The organism is Streptomyces sp. NPDC051963 (assembly GCF_044593495.1).
In the GTDB taxonomy this organism is placed as follows: domain Bacteria; phylum Actinomycetota; class Actinomycetes; order Streptomycetales; family Streptomycetaceae; genus Streptomyces.
On the sequence record NZ_JBIUCC010000006.1, the window covers coordinates 374,430 to 394,206 of the forward strand.

Below are 19,777 nucleotides of genomic sequence, written 5' to 3' on the forward strand. Positions count from 1 at the left end.
GTCGGGCACGTCGACGAGGCATCAACTCGCCGATCAGGACCTTCCCTTGGAGGAAGCACGACATGACCAAGATCCTCTTCGTGGTGACAGGTGCCACTCACCTGACGCTCGCGGACGGTATTCAACACCCCACCGGATTCTGGGCCGAGGAGGTAGTCGCGCCCTACAACGCCTTCACAAGCGCAGGCCACACGGTCGTCGTGGCCACCCCCGGCGGCGTGATTCCGGCCGTGGACCAGGAGAGCCTTTCTCCCGAGCTCAACGGAGGCCAAGAGAACGCGGACAAGATCACGGCAGCGTTGGCCGCAATCACGGAACTGACGAAGCCCGTCGATCTGGACAGTGTCCGCCTCGACGACTACGTCGCCGTGTTCTACCCCGGTGGCCACGGACCGATGGAAGATCTGGCGGACAGCGGCCCCTCCGCCGAGTTGCTCCAGGCCACCCTGACATCAGGTAAGCCGCTCGGTGTGGTCTGCCACGGCGCAGCCGCACTCCTGGGGGCACGCGACGCCGAGGGCGCCTGGCTGTTCGCGGGCTACCGCATCACCGGGTTCACTCGCGCCGAGGAGACCCAGACCGGCCTCGCCGACAAGGTGAAATGGGTGCTGCAGGACCGGCTCGTGGAGTCGGGCGCCGTGTTCGAGGAGACGGCGCCGTGGGCGCCCCACGTCGTCGTCGACCGCACCGTGATCACCGGACAGAACCCGGCTTCGTCCGCTCCCTTGGCAGCGGAGATGCTCAAGGCACTGGGCTGAAGACATGAGCGTCGACTGGCTCACCTAGGCACTCGACGCAGCCGCAATCTCATCAGGAGGCCACCCATGCCTTTTCCCAGTCGGGAATGGCACCTCACCACCCGCCCGATCGGTGAGCCGAAGCCCGCAGACTTCACGCTCGTCACCACGACTGTCCCCGACCCGGCGCCGGGGCAGGTGATCGTGCGCAACGACCTCATGTCGGTCGACCCCTACATGCGCGGTCGGATGAACGACCGTAAGTCCTATATCCCCTCCTTCAACCTCGGCGAGGCGATGGATGGTGCCGCGGTGGGCACCGTCGTGGCCTCCCGGGCCGACGACGTCCAGCCAGGAACAGCGGTCAGCCACTTCGCGGGCTGGCGCGAGTACTCCCTAGTCAACGCCGCCGAAGTCAAGGTCATCGACGTCGACATCGCCCCGGCCTCGGCGTACCTCGGCGTACTCGGCGCCACCGGCATCACCGCCTACGCCGGGCTGACCGAGATCGCCCCGGTCACAAGAGACGACGTTGTCTTCATCTCCGGCGCGGCAGGCGCCGTCGGCACAGTCGCGGGAGTAGTGGCACGACATCTGGGAGCGGCCAAGGTCATCGGTTCGGCCGGCGGACCGGACAAGTCCCGCCGTTTGGTCGACGGGTTCGGCTTCGACATCGGACTGGACTACCGCGAAGGTGACCTGCCTGGCCAGCTCGCCGCCGCTGCTCCGGACGGCATCGACGTCTATTTCGACAACGTCGGAGGCGATCACCTGGAAGCCGCGCTGGGCGCGATCAACACCCACGGGCGCATCGCGCTGTGTGGCGCGATCTCGGTCTACAACGACATCGAACCCAGCCCCGGCCCGAACAACCTCGTCCTCGCGATCGGCAAACGCCTCTCGCTGCGTGGCATGAACGTCAACGACCACGAACATCTCGTCGCGGACTACCGGCAGCACGCCGTCGGCTGGCTCAAGGACGGCCTACTGCGCACCGAACAGACCATCGTCGTCGGCATCGAGAACGCGGTTGAGGGATTCCTTGCCATGATGCGCGGCGCGCACACTGGCAAGACGTTGATCGAACTGACCAGGAGTTTGAATTATGTTCAAGCCATTTGCGCCATTCAAGGACAAGAGGCTTGACGGCAAGGTGGTAATGATCACTGGTGCCGCGCGAGGAATCGGAGCGGGTCTTGCGGAGCGGATTGCAGCTCGTGGTGCGAAGGTCGCTCTAATTGGGCTCGAGGCCAGGGAGCTGGGAAGGATCGCTGATCGTATCGGTCCAACCGCGCGAGCGTGGGAAGCTGACGTTACGAGCTGGGACGATTTAGGGAAGGCGACGGCAAGCATTGCGGAGCATTTTGGTGGGATCGATATCGCTATCGCGAACGCCGGCATCGTGACAGCCGGATTCGTCCGATCTGTCGACGTGAAAGCATTCGAAAAGGTCATCGACGTGGACCTACTTGGCGTTTGGCGGACTTTCCGGGTAGCGCTGCCGCACGTGATCGAGCGTAAAGGCTACCTGCTTGCCATTTCGTCGCTCGCCGCGATCACCCACGGGCCTGGCATGGCGAATTACGCCGCCGCGAAGGCCGGGGTGGAGGCCTTCTCCAACAGTCTCCGTGTCGAGGTCTCCCATCTGGGCGTCAAGGTCGGGGTCGCTCACCCGACATGGATTCGTACGGACATGGTCGAGAGCGCCGACACGCACCCCTCGTTCGGCCCGCTGCGTGCGGCGATGCCCGGTTTGCTGGGTCGGACATACCCGCTGGACGTCGCGCTGGACAGACTCGAAGCCGGAATCCTGACGCGGGCCCGGACGATTCACGTGCCACGGTGGGTCGGGATGCTCAAGTTGTTCCGGGCGTGCCTACCGCCAGTCATCGAAATCGGATCCCGCAGTCACGTGGCGGCGGCGGACGAGGCCGCGCTCAACGACGTCAGGCAACGCGGCACACTGGAATCCTCGATCATCGGACCCGGCGGGCGAGCAGCCACACGATCCCTCAGCCATTCCCGAGAGCAGGGGTGAGTGCAGAGGCAGCAGCCACACATGCGCTGAGGGGCTCGGGCATTGCCCTCAGTCCCAGGTAATCGGCAGGGCCCGCACGCCGTTCACCGGGCCGTCGGACCGGAACACCAGCTCGGACTCCTGCGTTGTCACCCGCAGGTTCGGCAGCTTGTTGAGCATGGCGGGAAGGGCCACTGACAGTTCCATACGTGCCAGTTGTTGCCCGAGGCACTGGTGGATGCCATGGCCGAAGGCAAGGTGCGCTCCCGGCTTGCGCGTGACGTCGAAGACATCGGCGTCCTCGAGAAAGCCGGCGTCGCGGTTGGCTGAAGGCAGCGACACCATGACCATCTCGCCGGCCGGGATCGTCTCGCCTCCCAAGGTGATGTCCTCGGTAACGACACGTGGGGAACCGGTGTGCACGATCGACAGGTACCGCAGGATTTCATCGACAGCGGTTCCCAGCACACCCGGATCCTCGCGGACCAGCCGCATCTGCTCGGGGTGCTGCGTCAGGAGCAACGTACCCAGTCCGATGGTATTGGCCGTCGTCTCGTGACCAGCGATCAGCAGGATGTTGCCGATCCCGACGAGCTCGTCGTCACTGACATGATCCGAGTGTTCCCGGATGAGCATGCCGAGGATGTCGTCACCGGGGCTGTCACGGTGCCGTGCGACCAGATCCCTCATGTAGGCGTTCATCTCGCGGGAGTTCTCCGCCCCTGCCTCGGCTTCCACTGTCGGGTCCAGAAGCACGTCGCTGCGCCGCTGGAAGTCCGCGCGATCGGCGTAGGGCACGCCGAGCAGCTCACAGATGACAAGTGACGGGACGGGCAGTGCGAAGTCGTGCATCAGGTCGGCGGTCCTCCCCCCGGCCAGCATGTCGTTGAGGAAGCCGTCGACGATCTCCTGGACTCGCGGGCGGAGTGCGTTGATCCGTTTCACGGAGAATTCGCGGGTCAGCATCCGGCGGATCCGGGTGTGATCGGGCGGGTCCAAGGACAGGAGGAACCCCGGCTGACTCTGAGCGGCAGCGCCACGATTGAAACTGTTGCTCGTACGAGGGCTGGCCAGGAACTCGCGAACTTCCGCGTACGTGGTGATCAACCACATGGTCGTCAGGTGGCCGTTCATCATCTGCCGCTGAATCCTCAACACCGGCTTCTCAGCCCGCAGCTTGGCGAACTCCGGCGCTGGTTCGATCGGATGCCGCGAGTCCCGGTTCGAACTGGGGGCCGCGGGGGTGGACTGGGCCATCGTCAACTCCTTGGTGGGGGGCGTTTCAATGCTGGATCTACGGATTCGGCTCCAGGCCGACAAGAGCGGCGCTGTCACGCCACAGGCTGTCCATCGCGCTGTCGCTGCGGGCCAACGGCGCCGGGTCCGGCCACGTCAACTCCCCGCGTACGAGCGAGGCGTAGATGCGTCCGTCCGGCGGCCGGACCTCACCGAGCGCCAGGTCCGCCAGGACCCGGCCGGCTTCGACCACCGTGTTGATGTGCAGGAATCGCCGGGCGACGGGTACCACCGCACTCATGACGGTGCGCACGGTCCGGTTCGCGGACCGGTTCAGCCCGGTTCCGGGCGTGAAGCCGGGGTTATAGGCGACAACGGTGACGCTGCTCCCCCGCTCGGCGCCGTACTGGGCGAGACCGCGGGCCGTGAGCAGGTTGCACAGCTTCGAGGAGGAATAGGCCCGGAACGAGTCCAGGATCCCCAACGAGCCCTTGCCCGCTTCGGGGAGCGCAAGGGCGTCCGCGTAGGCATGCCGGGGCGGGGCCAGTTTGTTGATCTTCGGATCGTGCGTGTCGCTGGTCGTGACGACAACCGTCGCGGTCGGGGACAGGTGAGGGACGAACAGCCGTAGGAGCAGGTAGTGCGCGAGATGGTTGGTGGCGAATACGGTCTCGTAGCCGTCCTCGGTGGCAAGACTGTCGCCAGTGACGCCGAGGCCGGCGTTCAGCACCAGTACGTCGATCGGGGTGTCCCCGAGCAACTGACAGACACGTTGGGCGAATGCTCGGGTGCTTGCGAGCCGCGACAGATCGAGGGACTCGGTCTCTGCGTCGTCGACCCGCTTTCCCCGAGATCCGACGATGAGCCGGGTATCGGGAGTCTGCGAGATATACCGCGCGGCGACGGCACCCAATCCTGAGGTAGCGCCCGTCATGACAACTGTTCTCATAGTGCCCCTCAATTTCGGCATCCGGGAGCCAATCCCTGTCTGTCGAGCTCAGGTTGATCGGCTGGTGGAATCAGCCAGCCATGTTTCTCTTCATCATCCGGCTCGACATTGTGAGCAGAATGGACACCGGAAGGCGGGCGACAATCCGGGCGAAAAAGGCGCTGAGTCGTCCATCGACGACGGACGTCTTGCGCGTTCTCAACGCTTTGAATGCCGTAGAGACCACTTGCTCGGGGGTCCGCATCCTGCCCAGCGGCGATCTCTGACCGTCCATCATGGGGGTATCAGTCGGTCCGGGGCACAGGGCGAGTATCCGGACGCCGGTGCTGGCATTCTCGGCGCTCACAGCTTGTGTGAACGACAGGACGCAGGCCTTGGTCGCACCGTATGTGGCCATGTAGGGGGCGGGCTGGAAGGCCGCCGTGCTCGCGACGTTGATGATCACGCCATTGCCTCGAGCGGTCATGGCGGGCAGGAACCGGATGGTGTTCTCCAGAACGGTCGTGGCATTGAGATCTACAAGCTCAGCCACTCGCGATATGGGCAACTCCACCGCCGGTCCGACAAGACTGACGCCTGCGCTGTTGACGAGGAAGTGGACGGAAAGGCCGAGTTCGGTGATCCGCTGGAAGAGACGATCTGAAGCATCGGGCGCGGACAGATCCAGCTTTTCAGTGATCACGTCGATGCCGTATCGGCGTCGCAATGACACGGCTAGCGTCTCCAGTTTGTCGATCGACCGGGCGACGAGCACGAGGCTCGCCCCTCGCGCTGCCAGTTGACGGGCGAACTCCGCACCGATGCCGGTCGACGCTCCCGTGATGAGGGCCGTGCGGCCGGAGACGGACGACACGTCGTACATGGGGACTCCTCTGGTGTGGGCAGGACGCCTTGCTCTCTCACGGATCAGCAGACAGTGGTCACGCCGCCGCGACCAGTTGACGGGCCTTTCGTGCGCCGCGCGCGTCGTTCCAGCCGATGGCCGCAGTGATCCGTCCGTCCGACCTCGCTACAGCCACGAACCGTCCGTCCTCCAGGCTGCCGTCGAGCAGTTCGACGGCCGCACCGGGCTGGGTGGTGCCGTAGATCTGGATCCGAGTCCCGTACTGGTCGGTCCAGAAGTACGGCACCGGCGTGTAGGCGCGGTCGGCGCCGGTGATGTTCGAGGCAACCAGCAATGCCTGCTCAACCGCGTTCGTACGGTTCTCCAGCCGCAACCGCCTGCCCTGATGCAGATGGTGAAAGCGGGCGACATCGCCGACGGCGTATACGTCCGGTGCGGCCCGACACCGTGAATCGCACCCGACACCGTCTTCGAGGTCGAGTCCGCTGTCCTCCAGCCATCCGGTCGCCGGCTTCGCGCCGATGGTCACCACCACGACGTCAGCAGGCAGGACTTCGCCGTCGACCTCTACCCCGATGACCCGCCCGCCCTCCTGAAGCAGCCCTTGCACATCGGCTCCGGCACGGATCTGAACACCATGTCCCCGGTGCAGGGCCGAGACGAATTCCCCCAGGGGGCTTCCGAGTTGCCGGTGCATGGGCCCAGGAAGTGGGTCGACCAGCGTGACGATGCAACCGAGCCCCGCGCAGTGGCGCCGACCTCGCAGCCGAGCACTCCTGCGCCGACGACGACCACCCGGCGCCCGGGGACCAGCTCATGACGCAGCGCCGCGCTGTCTTCGAGAGTGTGCAGGGTGTGCATCCCCGCAAGGTGCGGTTGCGCGGGCAACTGTCGGGGCGTCAGCCCGGTCGCCACGACGAGCGTGCGGTAGGCGAGTTCCGTCCCATCGTCCACGGCCACGATGCGCCGGGCGCGATCCAGCGCGGTCGCCCGCCTGCCGAGCACCCAGTCTGCCTTCAGCGCGTCGAGGTCACCGGCAGTACGCAGCGCTGCCCGCTGCGCCGGCCAAGCACCGGAGAGCACCTGCTTCGACAGGGGCGGCCGATCGTAGGGCTGGTGCCGCTCGGCGCCGAGGAACGTCACGGTGCCGTGGAAGTCGTTGCGGCGCAGCGCCTCGGCGACGCCCAGGCCTGCTGCCGACGAACCGACCACCAGTACGTCACTGATCACGACGCCAACTGTTCCTGGATGCGGATGGCAGCCGCCGGGCACAGGACGGCGGCCTCGCGGACGTTCGGCAACTCGGTTTCCGGCGGAGTGTCCTGGAGGAGGAGGACGATGCCGTCGGAGTCACGCTGGTCGAACACCTCGGGTGCGGCAAGCACGCATTGCCCGCTGCCGACGCACTTCTCCTCGTAGATGATGACGTTCATCTCTGATCCTCTCACCAGGTGATGGGCAGGGCGCGCAGCGCGTAGACCGGGCCGTTGACGCGAAACCGCAAGTCGGTTTCGGGGACCGCCAGCCGCAAGCCCGGGAAGCGTCGGAGGAGGGCGGGCAGCGCGATCCGCAGCTCCAGCCCGGCGAGTTGCTGACCGAGGCACTGATGCACCCCGAACCCGAACGTCAGATGCGGGACAGGCCTGCGTCGCACATCCAGCGCTGAGCCGTCGCCGATAAGGCTGGGATCACAGTTCGCAGCCAGTGGGGACACCACGACGCGCTGCCCGGCCCTGACACGGTGGTCGCCGACAGTGACGTCCTCGGTCGCCTCCAGGGCCAGGGACGAAGCGATGCTGAGTAGTCGCAGCAGCTCTTCCACCGCGGGTGTCGGTGACCCGATCGTCGTCGCGGACCAGGCCGAGCTGCTCTGGTGCCTGTAGCAGCGCCAGTGTGCTGAGCGCGATCATGTTCGACGTCGTTTCGTGCCCGGCGATCAGCAACAGGATGCTGATGCCGACCAACTCGTCGTCACTCAGCTCGTGTCCGTGCTCGCGCACCAGGTCGCCGAGCAGGCTGCCACCGGGGTCGGCGCGGCGGCCGGCGACGATACCGACGACGTAGGCACGGAAATCGGTCACAGCGTCGACCGCTTGCTGTGTACTCCCGCGGCCTTCGAGGATGATCTCGGTCCGCCGCTGGAACTCCGTGCGTTCCGAGTACGGCACGCCGAGCAGTGCGCAGATCACCTGGGAGAGCACGGGGAAGGCGAAATCGGTGACCAGGTCCCCAAACGGTCCGGCCTTGGCCAGTTCGTCCAGCTGGGCGGTGACGATCTGTTCGATCTGCGGCCTGAGCTGCTGGACACGTTTCACCGAGAAGGCACCAGTGAGCATGCGACGAAGCCGGGCATGCTCGGGGCCGTTGTAATTGAGCAGGAAGCCCGGCTGGTTGGCCAAAGTCCGCGGGCTCTCGGGATCGGAGGCGAGGCCCACACGGAACCGTTCGTCACCGAGGACCTGCCGTACGTCGGCGTATCGGGTGATCGCGAGGGCGACAATTCCGGGACCCGGCCCGAAGACCACAGGGACCGCCGGCAAACCGTCCACACTGTCCCGGGTCACCGTGAGTTTGCTGTCGGGGGCGAATGGACAGCGAAGGTCGTGTCGGTCGGTCAGCAAGGCGGCGGCTTCCTGACGAGGCATAGCACGCTCCTGTCGAGGGAGGTGGCTGTAGGCGATGAACGCCCGGTTGTCAGGACCCTGTCCGCATCGGGTTGCCGCTGACGGCACTCACCGTTCAGCATGCATCGCCGTCTTACGACGTCGACCGTGGCCAGGGTCCGGCTGCGTCAGGACCACTATAACCACAATCGGATGGCGTATCCGAATGGACAACTCATCCGGTACTCAAGTACTGCCGCTCCACCGGCCGTCGCCGCGTCACGGACGTCACACAGAGTCGGATCAAGGAGGCCGTCGGCACTCACGGTGCACGGAACGGCCCTCCGCGCTACCAACCCTTCCGCCGGCGCCATGACCAAGCGGCCCCGGACAAGGCCCGGCCGCCGGGCCGGAGCAACTCCCCCGCCTTCCACTCCCGCCAGATCCGCGAAACCGGTCGAGACTCACCCCGACATGCGGCAGCCACCCAAGCCATCCACGGCCGCGTCAACCCGACCCCGCTCCGCGACGCTCGGTGGATTCAATCCGCGAAGCGTCAGTCGCGCGGTTGGGGCCTGAGAGCACCGTCAAGCAGGGCATTGAGGTACCGGTCCGGCAGGCCGGGATCGCTGCGGTCGGGAACGTGGCGGATGGCGAACCCTATGCCGCACAGCAGGAGCATCATGTCCGAGGCATCGATCGACGAATTCAAAGCGCCGTCCTCGGCGGCAGCAGCGAGCAAGTTGCCCACCTGGGCCAGGAGTTGTTGACGCAGATCCTGCATCTCAGGCGTGCCGGGATTCGGGTCCGTGGCCGCCTCGGCGAAGATGTCGTCCTCCAGGTAGGCGGACAGGGCAACCCTCAGGAAGTCACGCAGAGCATGAGCGTCGGGGGCCTGCGCCGCCTGCTCTGCATGGCGGATCAAGGCGGTGAACTGTTCAGCGGCCAGGGCGTCACGGAGGGCTTCCGGCGTCGGGAAGTGCCGGTAGACGGTGCCAACTCCGACATCAGCCGCTTGGGCAACCGCGTTGAGTTGGCCTGCCTTCCCTTCCCGCGCCAAGGCCCGTGCCGCATCCATGATGCGGCGGCGGTTGCGGGCGGCATCCTTGCGCAGCGCGGGTAGTTGAGGGGAAGCCGTGTCACTCATCTCACGATTCTACTCGGGTAGCGGATTTCCAGTCCATTCGGATACCGAGTCCGTTTAGGGTTGCGACCCGGGTGGCGGCCCGCCGAATCCATGACTGCCGCCCACTCGATCACGAAGCGACTCCGCACGTATCGGATAGCTAGTCCATTCGGATAATCAATCCGTTTGTTGTTACACTGGAGGTCCTGGCGCAGGAAGCCCGCGCCACTGTCATCTCCTGAGGGATGGGATCTTCGATGAGTACGCTGCCCGAGATCAGTGTGTCGGCCGAGTCGTTGGACGTCGGAGGCAGGCGACGCACGCTGACCGTTGTGCACCGGCGGCAGCCGGGGGCTGACAAGGTGCCCGTGGTGCTTGTCCTGCACGGCTCCATGCAGACCGCTTCTGCGATCCGGTCGTTCACGGCGAACACCTTCGACGACATCGGGACGGAGTCCGGCGCGGTCGTTGCGTACCTCGATGGATACAAGAAGCACTGGAACGATGCCCGGCTCGTGAACACCTCAGCGGCTCGGACCGACAACGTGGACGACGTTGCCTTCGTCATGGCCGCGATCGACCTCTTGGTGCATCGCTACGAAGGCGACAGCGCGCAGGTCCACGCCGTCGGCTTCTCCAATGGCGGGCAGATGGTGATGCGCCTGATCCATGAAAGGCCCTCAGCCCTGGCGGGAGCGGCCATCCTCTCCGCCACCCAGCCCGTCCCGGACAACTTCGCCCCGGACTCCCCGCAGGGGCAACCGCTGCCCGTCATGTTTGTTCACGGCACCAAGGACCCCATCACTCCGTACGCGGGAGGAATGGCCAAGATGTTCAGGGTCAGTCCCCGAGGCATCGGACTGTCCGCACAGGATACCGCCGCCTACTACGCCCGCCGGAACGGCATCACCACCGCCCCCACCAGCACGGCTCTGAAAGCGACCGGGACGGGACGGACACGAATCGAACGGACCGACTACCGTCAGCCGGGCCATCCTCCGGTGACCCTGTACACCGTGCACGAGGGCGGCCACACAATCCCAGGGCCCAAGAAGAAGGTCCCCTCGCTCGCCACTCGCATCATCATGGGCCGTACCGACCACACCCTTCAGACCGCTCAAGTGATCAGCGAGTTCTTCGGCCTCACGACCCTCAGCCAACACACCTAACAATCCGCACCTGACCCCGAATCGCCAGGGCCCTGGCGCGACAGCACAACTACTGGCTCAATGGAGATCAGAATCAGGTGACGAGCCCGACGTGCCGACGACGGTAGCCCGAGGGCGACTCGTCGTAAGTCTTGCGGAACAGCTCGCTGAAGTGGGGAGCGCTCTCGAATCCCCAACTTCTGCCGATCGCGGCCACCGAGAGGTGAGTCAGAGTCGGATCAGCAAGGGCTCGGGCGCACTTTGCGAGCCGACGCGCCCGGATATAGGCACTGACGGTCTCACCATAGTCCTGAAACAGGGCGTGCACGTAACGGACCGATACGTAATGCGCGTTCGCGATGGAGACTGGCCCGAGGGTCGGAGCGCCGAGGTTGCGTTCAATGAACTCGAGCATCTCTGCCCGGCGGGACGGTCCCGTACGTGCGACCGCAGTGGCGGCGTCATGGCCCGACCATTCCCGCGCCACCGAGCTGATCAGGTCCACGGCGGTGAGGACCATTCGGCCGCGAGATTCGGAACGGGCACGATCGATCGCGCCGTTCATCCACCGCAGGTACTCGCCGAGCGCGAAGACCGGACCGCTGGCAGGCTTCGTGAGGTCGCGAGCCGTCATCTCGTCCAAGGCGGTGTTCGGAACGTCCAACAGATGGCCGGGCACATGCAGGGAGACAGCCCGGAACTCATCCCCGAAGACGATGGCCGCCTCCCGGTGCGCGGCATACACGGCCAGGCCGCCTGCGGAAAGCGTGACGGTGCGTCCGTCCTGGTCGATGACGCCGTTGCCGCTCAACTGGTGGCAGAAGATGTACTCCGGCGCCATGCCGCTGGCGCCCCGACCGGTTGTCCCCCAACTCGCGCTGGCTGCGATGTCGGACAGCAATATGTCCACGGCGCCGCGGGTCGTCAACGTCCCGAGGAACTGCCGTGCGGTCGGCCTCAAGAGCTCCAGATCGACGAGGGTCTCGCCGATTACTCTCTCCCACTCGGCCGGATCGGCATCCACCGTCTCGATCCGCCCCGTCCCACGGGCGATCGAGCTTCGGACATTGCCGCGCAGCGCGGCAGAGATCTCGGTCATCGTTCCAGCAGCTCACAGGTCAGCCGGTCGACGACCGCGTTGTCGGCCGGGTTCACGCCCGCCCCTGCAGCGTGTCCCCAAACTCCGGGCAACACCTCGAACCGGGCACCAGGGATGCAGGAGGCCTCGTACTCAAGGTCCTCGGCGCAGAAATACAGGTCCCGTTCGGCTGCCAGGATCAAGGTGGGTGCGGTGATCGTGCCCAGTGCGGCTGCGAGGTTGCCGTCGAAGCGCGTGCCGGACGCGACATCGCCCCGCTTCCAGGTCTCGATCATCGACAGCACGTCGTTGGCGTCTCTGTCCCGCACGAACATCGCCTCCCAGAACCCGGCGACGAACTCCTCACTGGATCCGAAACCCAGTGTGCGGTATGCCTGCTCCCGATAGAAGGCCTGGCTGAAGGCCCAGCCCGCGTAGACCCGCCCGGCGGCGCGCAGACCGCGGACCGGTTGCTCCCGGTAGCGGCCGTCGGCGAAGGCGGAATCAGCCGTGATCGCGGCGGCGACGCCGGAGAGGAAGACCCGGTTGTGTTCAGTGGTGCGGGCCGTTCCGCAGGAGGCCACGACACGGCCGACCGACGCCGGGTGCTCCACGGCCCAGTGCAGGGCTTGGGCGGCGCCCATCGACCAGCCGACCACGGCGTGGAGTCGCTCGATTCCCAGCGTTTCGACCAGGAGGTCACGCTGGGCCCGTACCTGGTCCCGGTACGTCACCACGGGGAATTTCGCGCCGCTGTGCTCGGCGGCCGCACGCGATGGCGAGGTCGATACGCCGTTGCCGATGAGGTTCGGTACCACCACGAAGTACCGGTCAGGGTCCAGGGCCATCCCGGACCCGATCGCCCACGTGTTGTCCGTGTCCCGGCCGAGAAACCACGTCGGATTCAGGACGGCGTTGCTGCGCTCGGCGTTCAGCCTCCCGTAGGTCCGGTAGCGGATCTCTACGTCGCGCAGGGCCTCCCCGTTCTCAAGCGGGAGCTCATCCATGCGGTGAGTCATGATGATCTCTGCCACGGGTCACCTCTCTCCGGTCCCGACAGGCACTTCGGCACCGGCCAGCGCCTTCTCGGCCATGGCCGCGATTTCCAGTAGCCGGTCGTCGGTGCCTCGTAGCCCCTCGACTGTGAGTCCGACTGGCAGGCCTCCGCGGTCCCGGCCGGCGGGCACACTGATCGACGGATTGCCGGCGAATGCTCCGGCTTCGGTGTGCCGGGTCAGGGTGGGGAAGGTCTCCACGGTCCGGCCGCGGTGCGCCATCGCAGCGCCTTCACCGAGCAGCGGCGGGCGGGAGGGGATGGTCGAGTAGAGCAGTGCGTCCAATTGCGCCGACGAGGCCACCTGCCGGTATTCGGTCTGCACGGCGTCGCGCGCGTCCCGTGCCCGGCAGTAGCCATCCCGCCCAACAGGGTCGGCCATTATGCGGTCGAGCAACGCCTTCACGTCCCCCGACCGTGCTCCGGATGCGAGCGTGGCCAGGTCCATCTCGTTGTAGGGCGGCCGTAGTTCGCTGAGATACGCCTCGACGGTACGGGGGGCCTCGAAGGCGACCACAGCGAACCCATGCTCGAACGCGCGCGCGTCGAGGAGGGCTGTCGACACATCGTGCAGTTCGACGAGCCCGCTCCCCTCCAGCCGGCTGAACGCCTCGACGACGACGGCGGCCACCTCGTCGTCGAGATCGTTCATGCGGTTTTGTGGGACACCCAGCCGCACGGGGCCGCGGCGCCGCCGGGGCCGCCTCGGGCGTCGGCCGGTCACTGCTGCGTCGACTGCGATCACGTCCGCCACGGATGCGGCCATCACGCCGATGCTGTCCCGTGTCCAGGAAATCGACAGGAGCCCGTCGACGGGGTACCGGCCACGGGTCGGCCGATACCCGACGACACCGCAGCACGACGCGGGGATCGTCATCGAACCGCCCGTGTCGGTGCCGAGGGAGAAGGCCGCCGCGCCGACCACGACCGCGACCGCGCTCCCCCCGCTCGACCCACCGGCTGATCGCCCGGCGTCGTACGGGTTCCGTACGTCCGCGAACGCCCCGTTCTCCGAGGTGACCCCCAGGGCGAGTTCGTGCAGGTTGGTCTTGCCGACCACCCAGGCGCCCCGGTCGAGCAGACGCCGAACGACTCCGGCGTCCGCACGGGGCAACGAACCGTCCAGTACGGCGGAACCACCTGTCGTCGCGAGAGACACGGTGTCGATGTTGTCCTTCACTGCGAAGGGCACACCTGTCATTCCCCGGGTCCGTCGCTGCGGTGGCGCGGAGCCCGGCTCGGCCACGCTCAGGAACGCTCCGAGGTCCGCGGCACTCTCCAGTGCCGCGCCCCGGGCGCGGTCCCGAGCAGCGCGCGGGTCGGTGGCGATCAGCTCTCGCCAGTCCTCAAGCCCTCTTGCACGTCGATCCACGATGGCCTCCGCACTACTCACGGTCAGGCGCTGAACGCCTGGTCGGGCTCGGCGTACTTGGCGAGGAAGGGACTCAGCCAGGCGAGGTAGTCCTCCCGGCCCGCGAAGGAGTCGTGGACGCAGTGAGGCGCCCCGACGACGTTGTGAACCTCGACCTCGGGATGCCGCTCCCGCAGCTGAGCGGCGTGGGCGTGCCCGAACACGGCGCCGAACTCCCGGTCTCCGCCGATGATCGAGACGGGAACCTGCAAGGGCGATTCACGGTCCACACCCGACACCATCGTTGCGTCTATCGCGGCTTCCATCGTTCCCCGATCGCGGGCCAACGTGGCCTCGGCGAGGACACGCACGCTGTCCGGATGATGCAGATCGCCCCAGACCCGTTCCGGTCCGAGAGGGTTACCGGCGAGCTCGCGGGCAGCCTCGTCCACGCTGACCTCACGCGCGAGCCAGTCCATCTCCTGCTCGATGGTGAAGCGCAACATGTCCGGGAGCACGCCGTCGTCATAGATCTCTTCGAAGAACAGCGGGGGGTCCTCCAGAAACGCGGCACGGACGAGATCGGGCCGCCGCTGCGCGAGCTGCCAGCCGACCAGCCCGCCGAGCGAGAACCCGACGACGACTACCGGCGCACCGACCTTCTCGATCACTTGGACCGTGTCGTCGTAATAGTGACCGAGGTCGTAGGTCCCGGGCTGGTGCCCTGACTCGCCGTGCCCACGGAAGTCGTAGCTGATGCACTCGCGGCCGTCGGTGACATCGCGCGGAAGCCAGTCGTAGGTTCGCCGACTCGATGCGACGCCGTGCAGGAGCAGAATGCGCGTGCCCGTTCCGCTGCCGCGGACGTTCACGCTGAGCCGGACGCCGTCCGGGCTGATCACGTTCATCTGGGATTCCTCCTTCGCGGCGGTACCGCGGTCCCGCTCGGACGTCACTGCTTCGGGCCCTGGACGACTTCCAGCACTTCCCAGTGCTCGACGATGCGGTCCGACTCGATCCGGAAGAGCTCCATGGTGTGGCTCCACTCATCGTTCGGCTGCTGCCGGCCGCGGCCTTGAACGAACACGTACGCGCGGTCGGCGAGCACGCGGTCCATGACGATCTCGCCGTCCGGGAAGCTCTCGCGGAAGCCCTTCAGGAAGGCGCGGAATCCGTCCAGGTCTCCGGGGACGACGCCGCTGGCGTGGTCGCGGTAGCTGTCGGAGTAGTACGGGGAGAGGTCGGACTCGGCGTCCTTGGTGATCGCGTCGTAAGCACGCAGGACGAGGTCAAGGTTGTTCCGCTCCCCGGCCGTCAAATCGGGGTGCCTGGTTTCGTCGAGTTCAGGTGCGGGCAGAGAGGTGAATCGGACCATGGCGGTGTCCTCATTTCTGTGTGGGCAGTGGATCCTGGGCGCGGTGGCTGAGTATCGGGAGGGTCAGGCCGCGGGGCGCCCCGCGTTCGCTGCGACGAGGAGAGGGCGATAGAACTCCTGGTCGTCCCACTCCGGGATCTCGATACCGAATCGCTTGCGCAGATCTTCGACAGTTGTGCGCAGGGCCGGGGAACTCCACTGATTCTCGTTCCTGCGGGTGTTGACGAACGGTGTCCCTGCTTTGAGATCCGGCCGGTAGTCGTTCTTGATCTCTTCGATGGCCTCGCGGCCCCGGCCGGTCAGGGTGGCCCGGGCGTCGGCGACGACGAGCTGGGCGAACTCGTCGAAGTTCTGATAGCCGTGATCGGCGGCGTGCTGGATGCCGACGGCGTAGAAGTTCTCCAGGCCCGGGAAGAACGTTGCGAGATGGGTCACCGGCCTGCCTTTGCGATACTCGACGGCTCCCTCTGGCAGCCACGGGATCTCGATGTCGTATCCGGTGGCGAACACGATGGTGTCCACCTCGCGCTCCGTACCGTCCGCGAAGACCGCCCCGGTTTCGGTGAGCCGTACGACGTCCGGGACCCAGGCCAGCCGGGCATGCGCCAGGTAGTGCAGGACGTTGTTGTTGACGATCGGGTGCGTGGCCGTCACCGGGTGGTCAGGGGCCGGCAGTCCGAAGCGGGTCAGATCGCCGACGATGGCCAGCAGCATCGCAACCCGCCTCTCCTCGTCGAGTCCTTCCAGCATCGGGTGGTCGGGCAGGCTCTCGCTGCCGTCGAGGTACTCGGTGATCGGAACGCCGAAGACCTGCTTGGGCAGGAACCAGTAGCCGCGTCGTGTCGACAGATACGCCTGCTCGGCCATGAACGCGGCGTCCGTCGCAATGTCCACCCCGGAGTTCCCTGCCCCGACGACGAGGACTCGGCGACCGTCGAACTCGGAGGTGCTGCGGTAATCCTTGGAGTGGATGATGCGCCCGGCGAACGACGTCGTTCCGGGGAGGTCGGGAAGGTTGGGCTTCCACTCATGACCGCCTGCGTAGACGATCCCCCGGTAGTCCCTGGTCCGGCCATCGGCGAGGCGGACCGTCCAGTAGGTTCCCGCAGCCGTGCGGACGGGCTCGGCAGCGACCACCTCGGCGCAGAAGGTCACGAACCGGCGCAGGTCGAACGCGTCGGCCATGGCATGGATGTAATCCCTGATCTGCTGCCAGGTCGGGTAGTCGGGGTAGTCGGCCGGCATCGGGTATCCGATGAAGCCGCCGCGTTTGCTGCTGGCGATGAAGTTGCAGGACTCGTAGAGGGGCGAGCCGGGGTGATCGATGTTCCAGATGCCGCCGACCTCGTGGTAGCGCTCCAGGATTTCGACAGCTATCCCCGCACGTCGCAGAGCCCGTGCGGCGATCAGTCCGCCCGGACCGGCCCCGACGACGCAGTAGGTGGTCGGCAACTCAGCGGCCGGTAGGTCGACTTGGGGTGACGCTGGCATGCGGCTTTCTCCGTTCGTGCGTCGTGCGATCAAGGTCAGGCGTCCTCAAGGCACCGGTCGACGGCCGAGAGGAGGACCGTGGCCCATTCCGATCCGCCGAGGTCGGGCATCGCCGTGTCGGTCGTGAACGTCGCCCCGACCTTTCGGCGGGGATCGGCGGCGAGGACACTGCCGCCGGCGCCCTGGTGACCGAACGACTCCCGGCCCAGGAGGGGCAGTTGTGGCCGCGCCAGTTCCACGCCGCCCGCCCACTTGATCCGCTGGAGCAGGACCCGGTCCCATCCGACGGACGTGGGCGTGACGAGATGGGCCAGTCCCTTCTCGTGCAGGACGCGCACGCCGTCGACGGCGCCGACGGTCTGCGCGGCGAGCTTTGCGAGGGACCGGGCAGTCGCGAACACCGACATCGCAGGCCACTGGGCGCGCTGTACCTCAGGGTCCTGGAAGAAGGCGGTGGGGTCGGCAGCGACGGCGGCGAAGCTCCCGTCCTGGATCGCGGTCCCCGCTTCGTGAGCGGCGAGCGCTGCGGGCGTCACGACGGGCGGTACGAAGCGTGTGGGCACCGACCGGCTCTGCCGGTCCTCGGGCAGCCCGTACCAGATGTCGAGCGCCGCGGGACGGGCGATGTGCTCCGCTACGTACTCAGCGACGGTGCAGCCGAGTTGCCTGATGAACACACCGTCGAGCAGGGCACCGAATGTGAAGGCGCCGTACCCGTGGGCGGTACCCGGCTCCCAGAACGGCTCCTGCCGCGCGACGGCGGCATCGAGGCCGCCCGTGAGCAGATCCTCCCTGGTGAGCGGTTCGCCCACGGCCGGCAGGCCGGCAGAGTGGCCGAGAACCATGCGGGGGGTGATGGTGTCACGCCCCGGACCACGAAACTCCGGCCAGTGGTGCGCCAGTGGAATGCCGACATCGAGCCGACCGTGCTCTACTGCGTGTGCCACGGCCACGGCGGTGACGGCCTTCGACACGGAGAACACCTGGGCCAGCGTGTCCTCGGAGAACGATCCGCCGGTCAGGTCGACGACTTTACGCCCGGAAACGTACACGGCGAACGCCGCTCCGCCCGAGGGCAAGGCCCCGATGCAGCGCACGAAGACGTCTCGTACGGCCTCGAATTGCTCGGAGACGTCACCGACGACCCTGAGGTTGCGAGGGGAGGTAGCGCCGCTCATGGCAGTCCTCTTTCGTCATGAGGGTGGGTTGCTGATGACTCGAATCTAGGAAAGGCGGACCGGCCGCAATGTCGTGCAAGTGCACAGGCCATGTCGTGTGTGCGCAGACCGTGGCCGCTGAGGACGCGGCCGCCACATCAGGGAGCGGGCTCGGCAGCCTCGGTCAGTGTGCGGGGCACGGCGGTCTGCGGGCGTTCGAGGTCTCCGGCGACTGAGCGCGAGGCCCGGACGAACATCCAGCCCGACGCCAGCGCGCTCAGGGCCGTGATGAGCATCGCCAGCTTGAGCCCGCCGTTGCCCAGATAGGGCGTAAACAGATCGCTGAGCGCGCCGACCACCAGCGGGCCAAGACCCGTGCCGACCAGGTTGAGCACCATCGCGGTGACGGCGACGGCATGCACCCTGGCGTCGACGAGATCCTGGGTGATGGCCAGCACGGGACCGTTGTAGGCAAAGAATCCGACGTAGAGCGGTATCAGGAGCAGGAGGGAGGCCACTGCGTTCGGAACGTAGAGGATGAGCAGCACGAACGGGACTTGGGTGGCAGTGAGTCCCGCCGCGAGCCGCAGCTGGTTGCCTGGCTGGCCACGAAACCACCTGTCGGCCGCAAAACCCCCCAGCAGAGTGCCGAGGGCGGCGCTGCCGCCGGCGACCAGGCCGAGCCAGAGACCGAGTTGCGCTGAAGAAATCTGATGCGCACGGGTGTAGAAGACTCCGGCCCACTGGCTGACGCCCATGGCATCCACATTCGCCAGCATCACCGCGAGCACGATGCTCCGGAACGAGCCATTCCGACTGAGGATCGCGAGCACCCCCGTCAGTGGCAGCCTGAGCTGCAACGGCGCGGACGCCCCGGGCCGGCGGCGCGGCTCACGCAAGGTCGGAGCGGCCAGGATGGCGAGCAGCGCTCCGGGGACGGCGGCGATGATGAAGGCAGTGCGCCAACCGAAGGTCTGGTTGGCGCACCCGGCCAGGATGAATCCCAGGGCGATGCTCAGGCCTACGCCGGTCATGAAGACCGAGAAGACCCGGACTCTGCGTTGCGCGGTGAAGTGGTCCCCGATGAGGGAGTAGCTGGCGGGAAACACACCCGCCTCGCCCGCGCCGGCTCCGACCCGCACGAGAAGCAGCAGCATGAACCTGGAGACAAACCCCGTGCACAGCATCATCACTGCCCAGACAGCGACTCCCAGGACGGCGATGAGCGCCCGGTTGGTGCGATCTGCGAGGTAGGCGACGGGAACCCCGAGAATCGAGTATAAGAGGGCGAACGCGAGTCCGGTGAGAAGTCCGAGCTGGGTGTCGGACAACCCGAGGTCCAGCTTGATCGGCTCCATCAGGATATTGATCATGGAGCGGTCCATCTGACTGACCGTGTAGGCCGCCGTCAGCAGGAAGAGAACGAACAGGCGGTGGCGGCGTGACCGCTCCTCGTCAGATCCGGATCCCAGTACCGTCATGGTGTGGACCTCTATGCTGGTTCGGGGCACGGAGCCGAGACATCGGTTGCGTGCTCGCCCTGACCACGGCACGGCACCCGCAATGGGCGTGCGGGAGCGTCTCGTTCGGGACCGTATAGGCGGCACCGGC

Annotated in this window: 20 protein-coding genes and 1 pseudogene; 4 read left to right on the plus strand and 17 right to left on the minus strand. The window is 66.6% G+C overall.

Features of this window, described 5'->3' with window-relative positions:
• Positions 1–62 precede the first annotated feature (62 nt).
• The 3 genes from ACIHFB_RS26240 to ACIHFB_RS26250 all read left to right on the plus strand — a co-directional run bounded on the left by ACIHFB_RS26240 (position 63) and on the right by ACIHFB_RS26250 (position 2,775).
• On the plus strand, positions 63–758 hold the full coding sequence (locus ACIHFB_RS26240) for a type 1 glutamine amidotransferase domain-containing protein (RefSeq protein WP_365282014.1): 696 nt from the start codon (positions 63–65) through the stop codon (positions 756–758).
• A gap of 66 nt (positions 759–824) precedes the next feature.
• Positions 825–1,883 carry an NADP-dependent oxidoreductase gene (locus ACIHFB_RS26245; protein ID WP_365282015.1) on the plus strand — a complete coding sequence of 353 codons (1,059 nt, stop codon included), beginning with the start codon at positions 825–827 and terminating at the stop codon, positions 1,881–1,883.
• Complete coding sequence (locus ACIHFB_RS26250) at positions 1,843–2,775, plus strand: SDR family oxidoreductase (RefSeq protein ID WP_365282016.1); 933 nt, start codon at positions 1,843–1,845, stop codon at positions 2,773–2,775. The genes ACIHFB_RS26245 and ACIHFB_RS26250 overlap by 41 nt, the downstream gene beginning before the upstream one ends.
• 48 nt (positions 2,776–2,823) lie before the next feature.
• Here the strand turns inward: ACIHFB_RS26250 and ACIHFB_RS26255 are convergent, their stop codons facing one another.
• The 9 genes and pseudogenes from ACIHFB_RS26255 to ACIHFB_RS26295 all read right to left on the minus strand — a co-directional run bounded on the left by ACIHFB_RS26255 (position 2,824) and on the right by ACIHFB_RS26295 (position 9,533).
• Complete coding sequence (locus tag ACIHFB_RS26255; RefSeq protein WP_365282017.1) at positions 2,824–4,011, minus strand: cytochrome P450; 1,188 nt, start codon at positions 4,009–4,011, stop codon at positions 2,824–2,826.
• 37 nt (positions 4,012–4,048) lie between these two features.
• Positions 4,049–4,924: an SDR family NAD(P)-dependent oxidoreductase gene (locus tag ACIHFB_RS26260; RefSeq protein ID WP_400128090.1), complete on the minus strand. Its 876-nt coding sequence runs from the start codon at positions 4,922–4,924 to the stop codon at positions 4,049–4,051.
• An 85-nt stretch (positions 4,925–5,009) separates the two neighbouring features.
• Positions 5,010–5,801, minus strand: coding sequence for an SDR family oxidoreductase (locus ACIHFB_RS26265; RefSeq protein WP_365282019.1), 792 nt, complete (start codon positions 5,799–5,801; stop codon positions 5,010–5,012).
• A gap of 58 nt (positions 5,802–5,859) precedes the next feature.
• Complete coding sequence (locus ACIHFB_RS26270; RefSeq protein ID WP_365282069.1) at positions 5,860–6,069, minus strand: oxidoreductase C-terminal domain-containing protein; 210 nt, start codon at positions 6,067–6,069, stop codon at positions 5,860–5,862.
• A 108-nt stretch (positions 6,070–6,177) separates the two neighbouring features.
• Positions 6,178–7,055 (minus strand): annotated as a pseudogene (locus ACIHFB_RS26275) (NAD(P)/FAD-dependent oxidoreductase); the annotation flags it as partial.
• Positions 7,010–7,216 (minus strand): ferredoxin, encoded by a 207-nt coding sequence (locus ACIHFB_RS26280; RefSeq protein WP_365282020.1) that lies wholly within the window; start codon positions 7,214–7,216, stop codon positions 7,010–7,012. The pseudogene ACIHFB_RS26275 and the gene ACIHFB_RS26280, both read right to left, overlap by 46 nt.
• An 11-nt stretch (positions 7,217–7,227) precedes the next feature.
• Positions 7,228–7,578: a cytochrome P450 gene (locus tag ACIHFB_RS26285; RefSeq protein ID WP_400128278.1), complete on the minus strand. Its 351-nt coding sequence runs from the start codon at positions 7,576–7,578 to the stop codon at positions 7,228–7,230.
• Entirely contained in the window at positions 7,472–8,428 is a 957-nt protein-coding gene (locus ACIHFB_RS26290; RefSeq protein WP_365282076.1) for a hypothetical protein, read from the minus strand. Before ACIHFB_RS26290 ends, ACIHFB_RS26285 begins: the two co-directional genes overlap by 107 nt.
• 514 nt (positions 8,429–8,942) lie before the next feature.
• Positions 8,943–9,533, minus strand: coding sequence for a helix-turn-helix domain-containing protein (locus ACIHFB_RS26295; protein WP_365282021.1), 591 nt, complete (start codon positions 9,531–9,533; stop codon positions 8,943–8,945).
• A gap of 236 nt (positions 9,534–9,769) precedes the next feature.
• On the opposite strand from ACIHFB_RS26295, the gene ACIHFB_RS26300 reads away from it, so the two are divergent.
• Positions 9,770–10,681: a dienelactone hydrolase family protein gene (locus ACIHFB_RS26300; RefSeq protein ID WP_365282022.1), complete on the plus strand. Its 912-nt coding sequence runs from the start codon at positions 9,770–9,772 to the stop codon at positions 10,679–10,681.
• A gap of 73 nt (positions 10,682–10,754) precedes the next feature.
• Here ACIHFB_RS26300 and ACIHFB_RS26305 read toward each other — a convergent pair whose 3' ends face one another.
• The 8 genes from ACIHFB_RS26305 to ACIHFB_RS26340 form a co-directional block, all read right to left on the minus strand.
• Positions 10,755–11,759 carry a helix-turn-helix domain-containing protein gene (locus ACIHFB_RS26305; protein ID WP_365282023.1) on the minus strand — a complete coding sequence of 335 codons (1,005 nt, stop codon included), beginning with the start codon at positions 11,757–11,759 and terminating at the stop codon, positions 10,755–10,757.
• Positions 11,756–12,745 carry an alpha/beta fold hydrolase gene (locus tag ACIHFB_RS26310; protein ID WP_365282024.1) on the minus strand — a complete coding sequence of 330 codons (990 nt, stop codon included), beginning with the start codon at positions 12,743–12,745 and terminating at the stop codon, positions 11,756–11,758. Before ACIHFB_RS26310 ends, ACIHFB_RS26305 begins: the two co-directional genes overlap by 4 nt.
• A gap of 30 nt (positions 12,746–12,775) precedes the next feature.
• Complete coding sequence (locus ACIHFB_RS26315; protein WP_365282025.1) at positions 12,776–14,164, minus strand: amidase family protein; 1,389 nt, start codon at positions 14,162–14,164, stop codon at positions 12,776–12,778.
• Between the two features lie 23 nt (positions 14,165–14,187).
• Complete coding sequence (locus ACIHFB_RS26320) at positions 14,188–15,051, minus strand: alpha/beta hydrolase (protein WP_365282026.1); 864 nt, start codon at positions 15,049–15,051, stop codon at positions 14,188–14,190.
• A 44-nt stretch (positions 15,052–15,095) separates the two neighbouring features.
• Complete coding sequence (locus ACIHFB_RS26325; protein ID WP_365282027.1) at positions 15,096–15,518, minus strand: nuclear transport factor 2 family protein; 423 nt, start codon at positions 15,516–15,518, stop codon at positions 15,096–15,098.
• Positions 15,519–15,581: 63 nt separating this feature from the next.
• Positions 15,582–17,009, minus strand: coding sequence for an NAD(P)-binding domain-containing protein (locus ACIHFB_RS26330; RefSeq protein WP_365282028.1), 1,428 nt, complete (start codon positions 17,007–17,009; stop codon positions 15,582–15,584).
• A gap of 35 nt (positions 17,010–17,044) precedes the next feature.
• Entirely contained in the window at positions 17,045–18,187 is a 1,143-nt protein-coding gene (locus ACIHFB_RS26335; RefSeq protein ID WP_365282029.1) for a serine hydrolase domain-containing protein, read from the minus strand.
• A 137-nt stretch (positions 18,188–18,324) separates the two neighbouring features.
• The gene (locus tag ACIHFB_RS26340) at positions 18,325–19,647 is read right to left on the minus strand and encodes an MFS transporter (RefSeq protein ID WP_365282030.1); all 1,323 of its coding nucleotides are present in this window, start codon (positions 19,645–19,647) and stop codon (positions 18,325–18,327) included.
• Positions 19,648–19,777 lie beyond the last annotated feature (130 nt).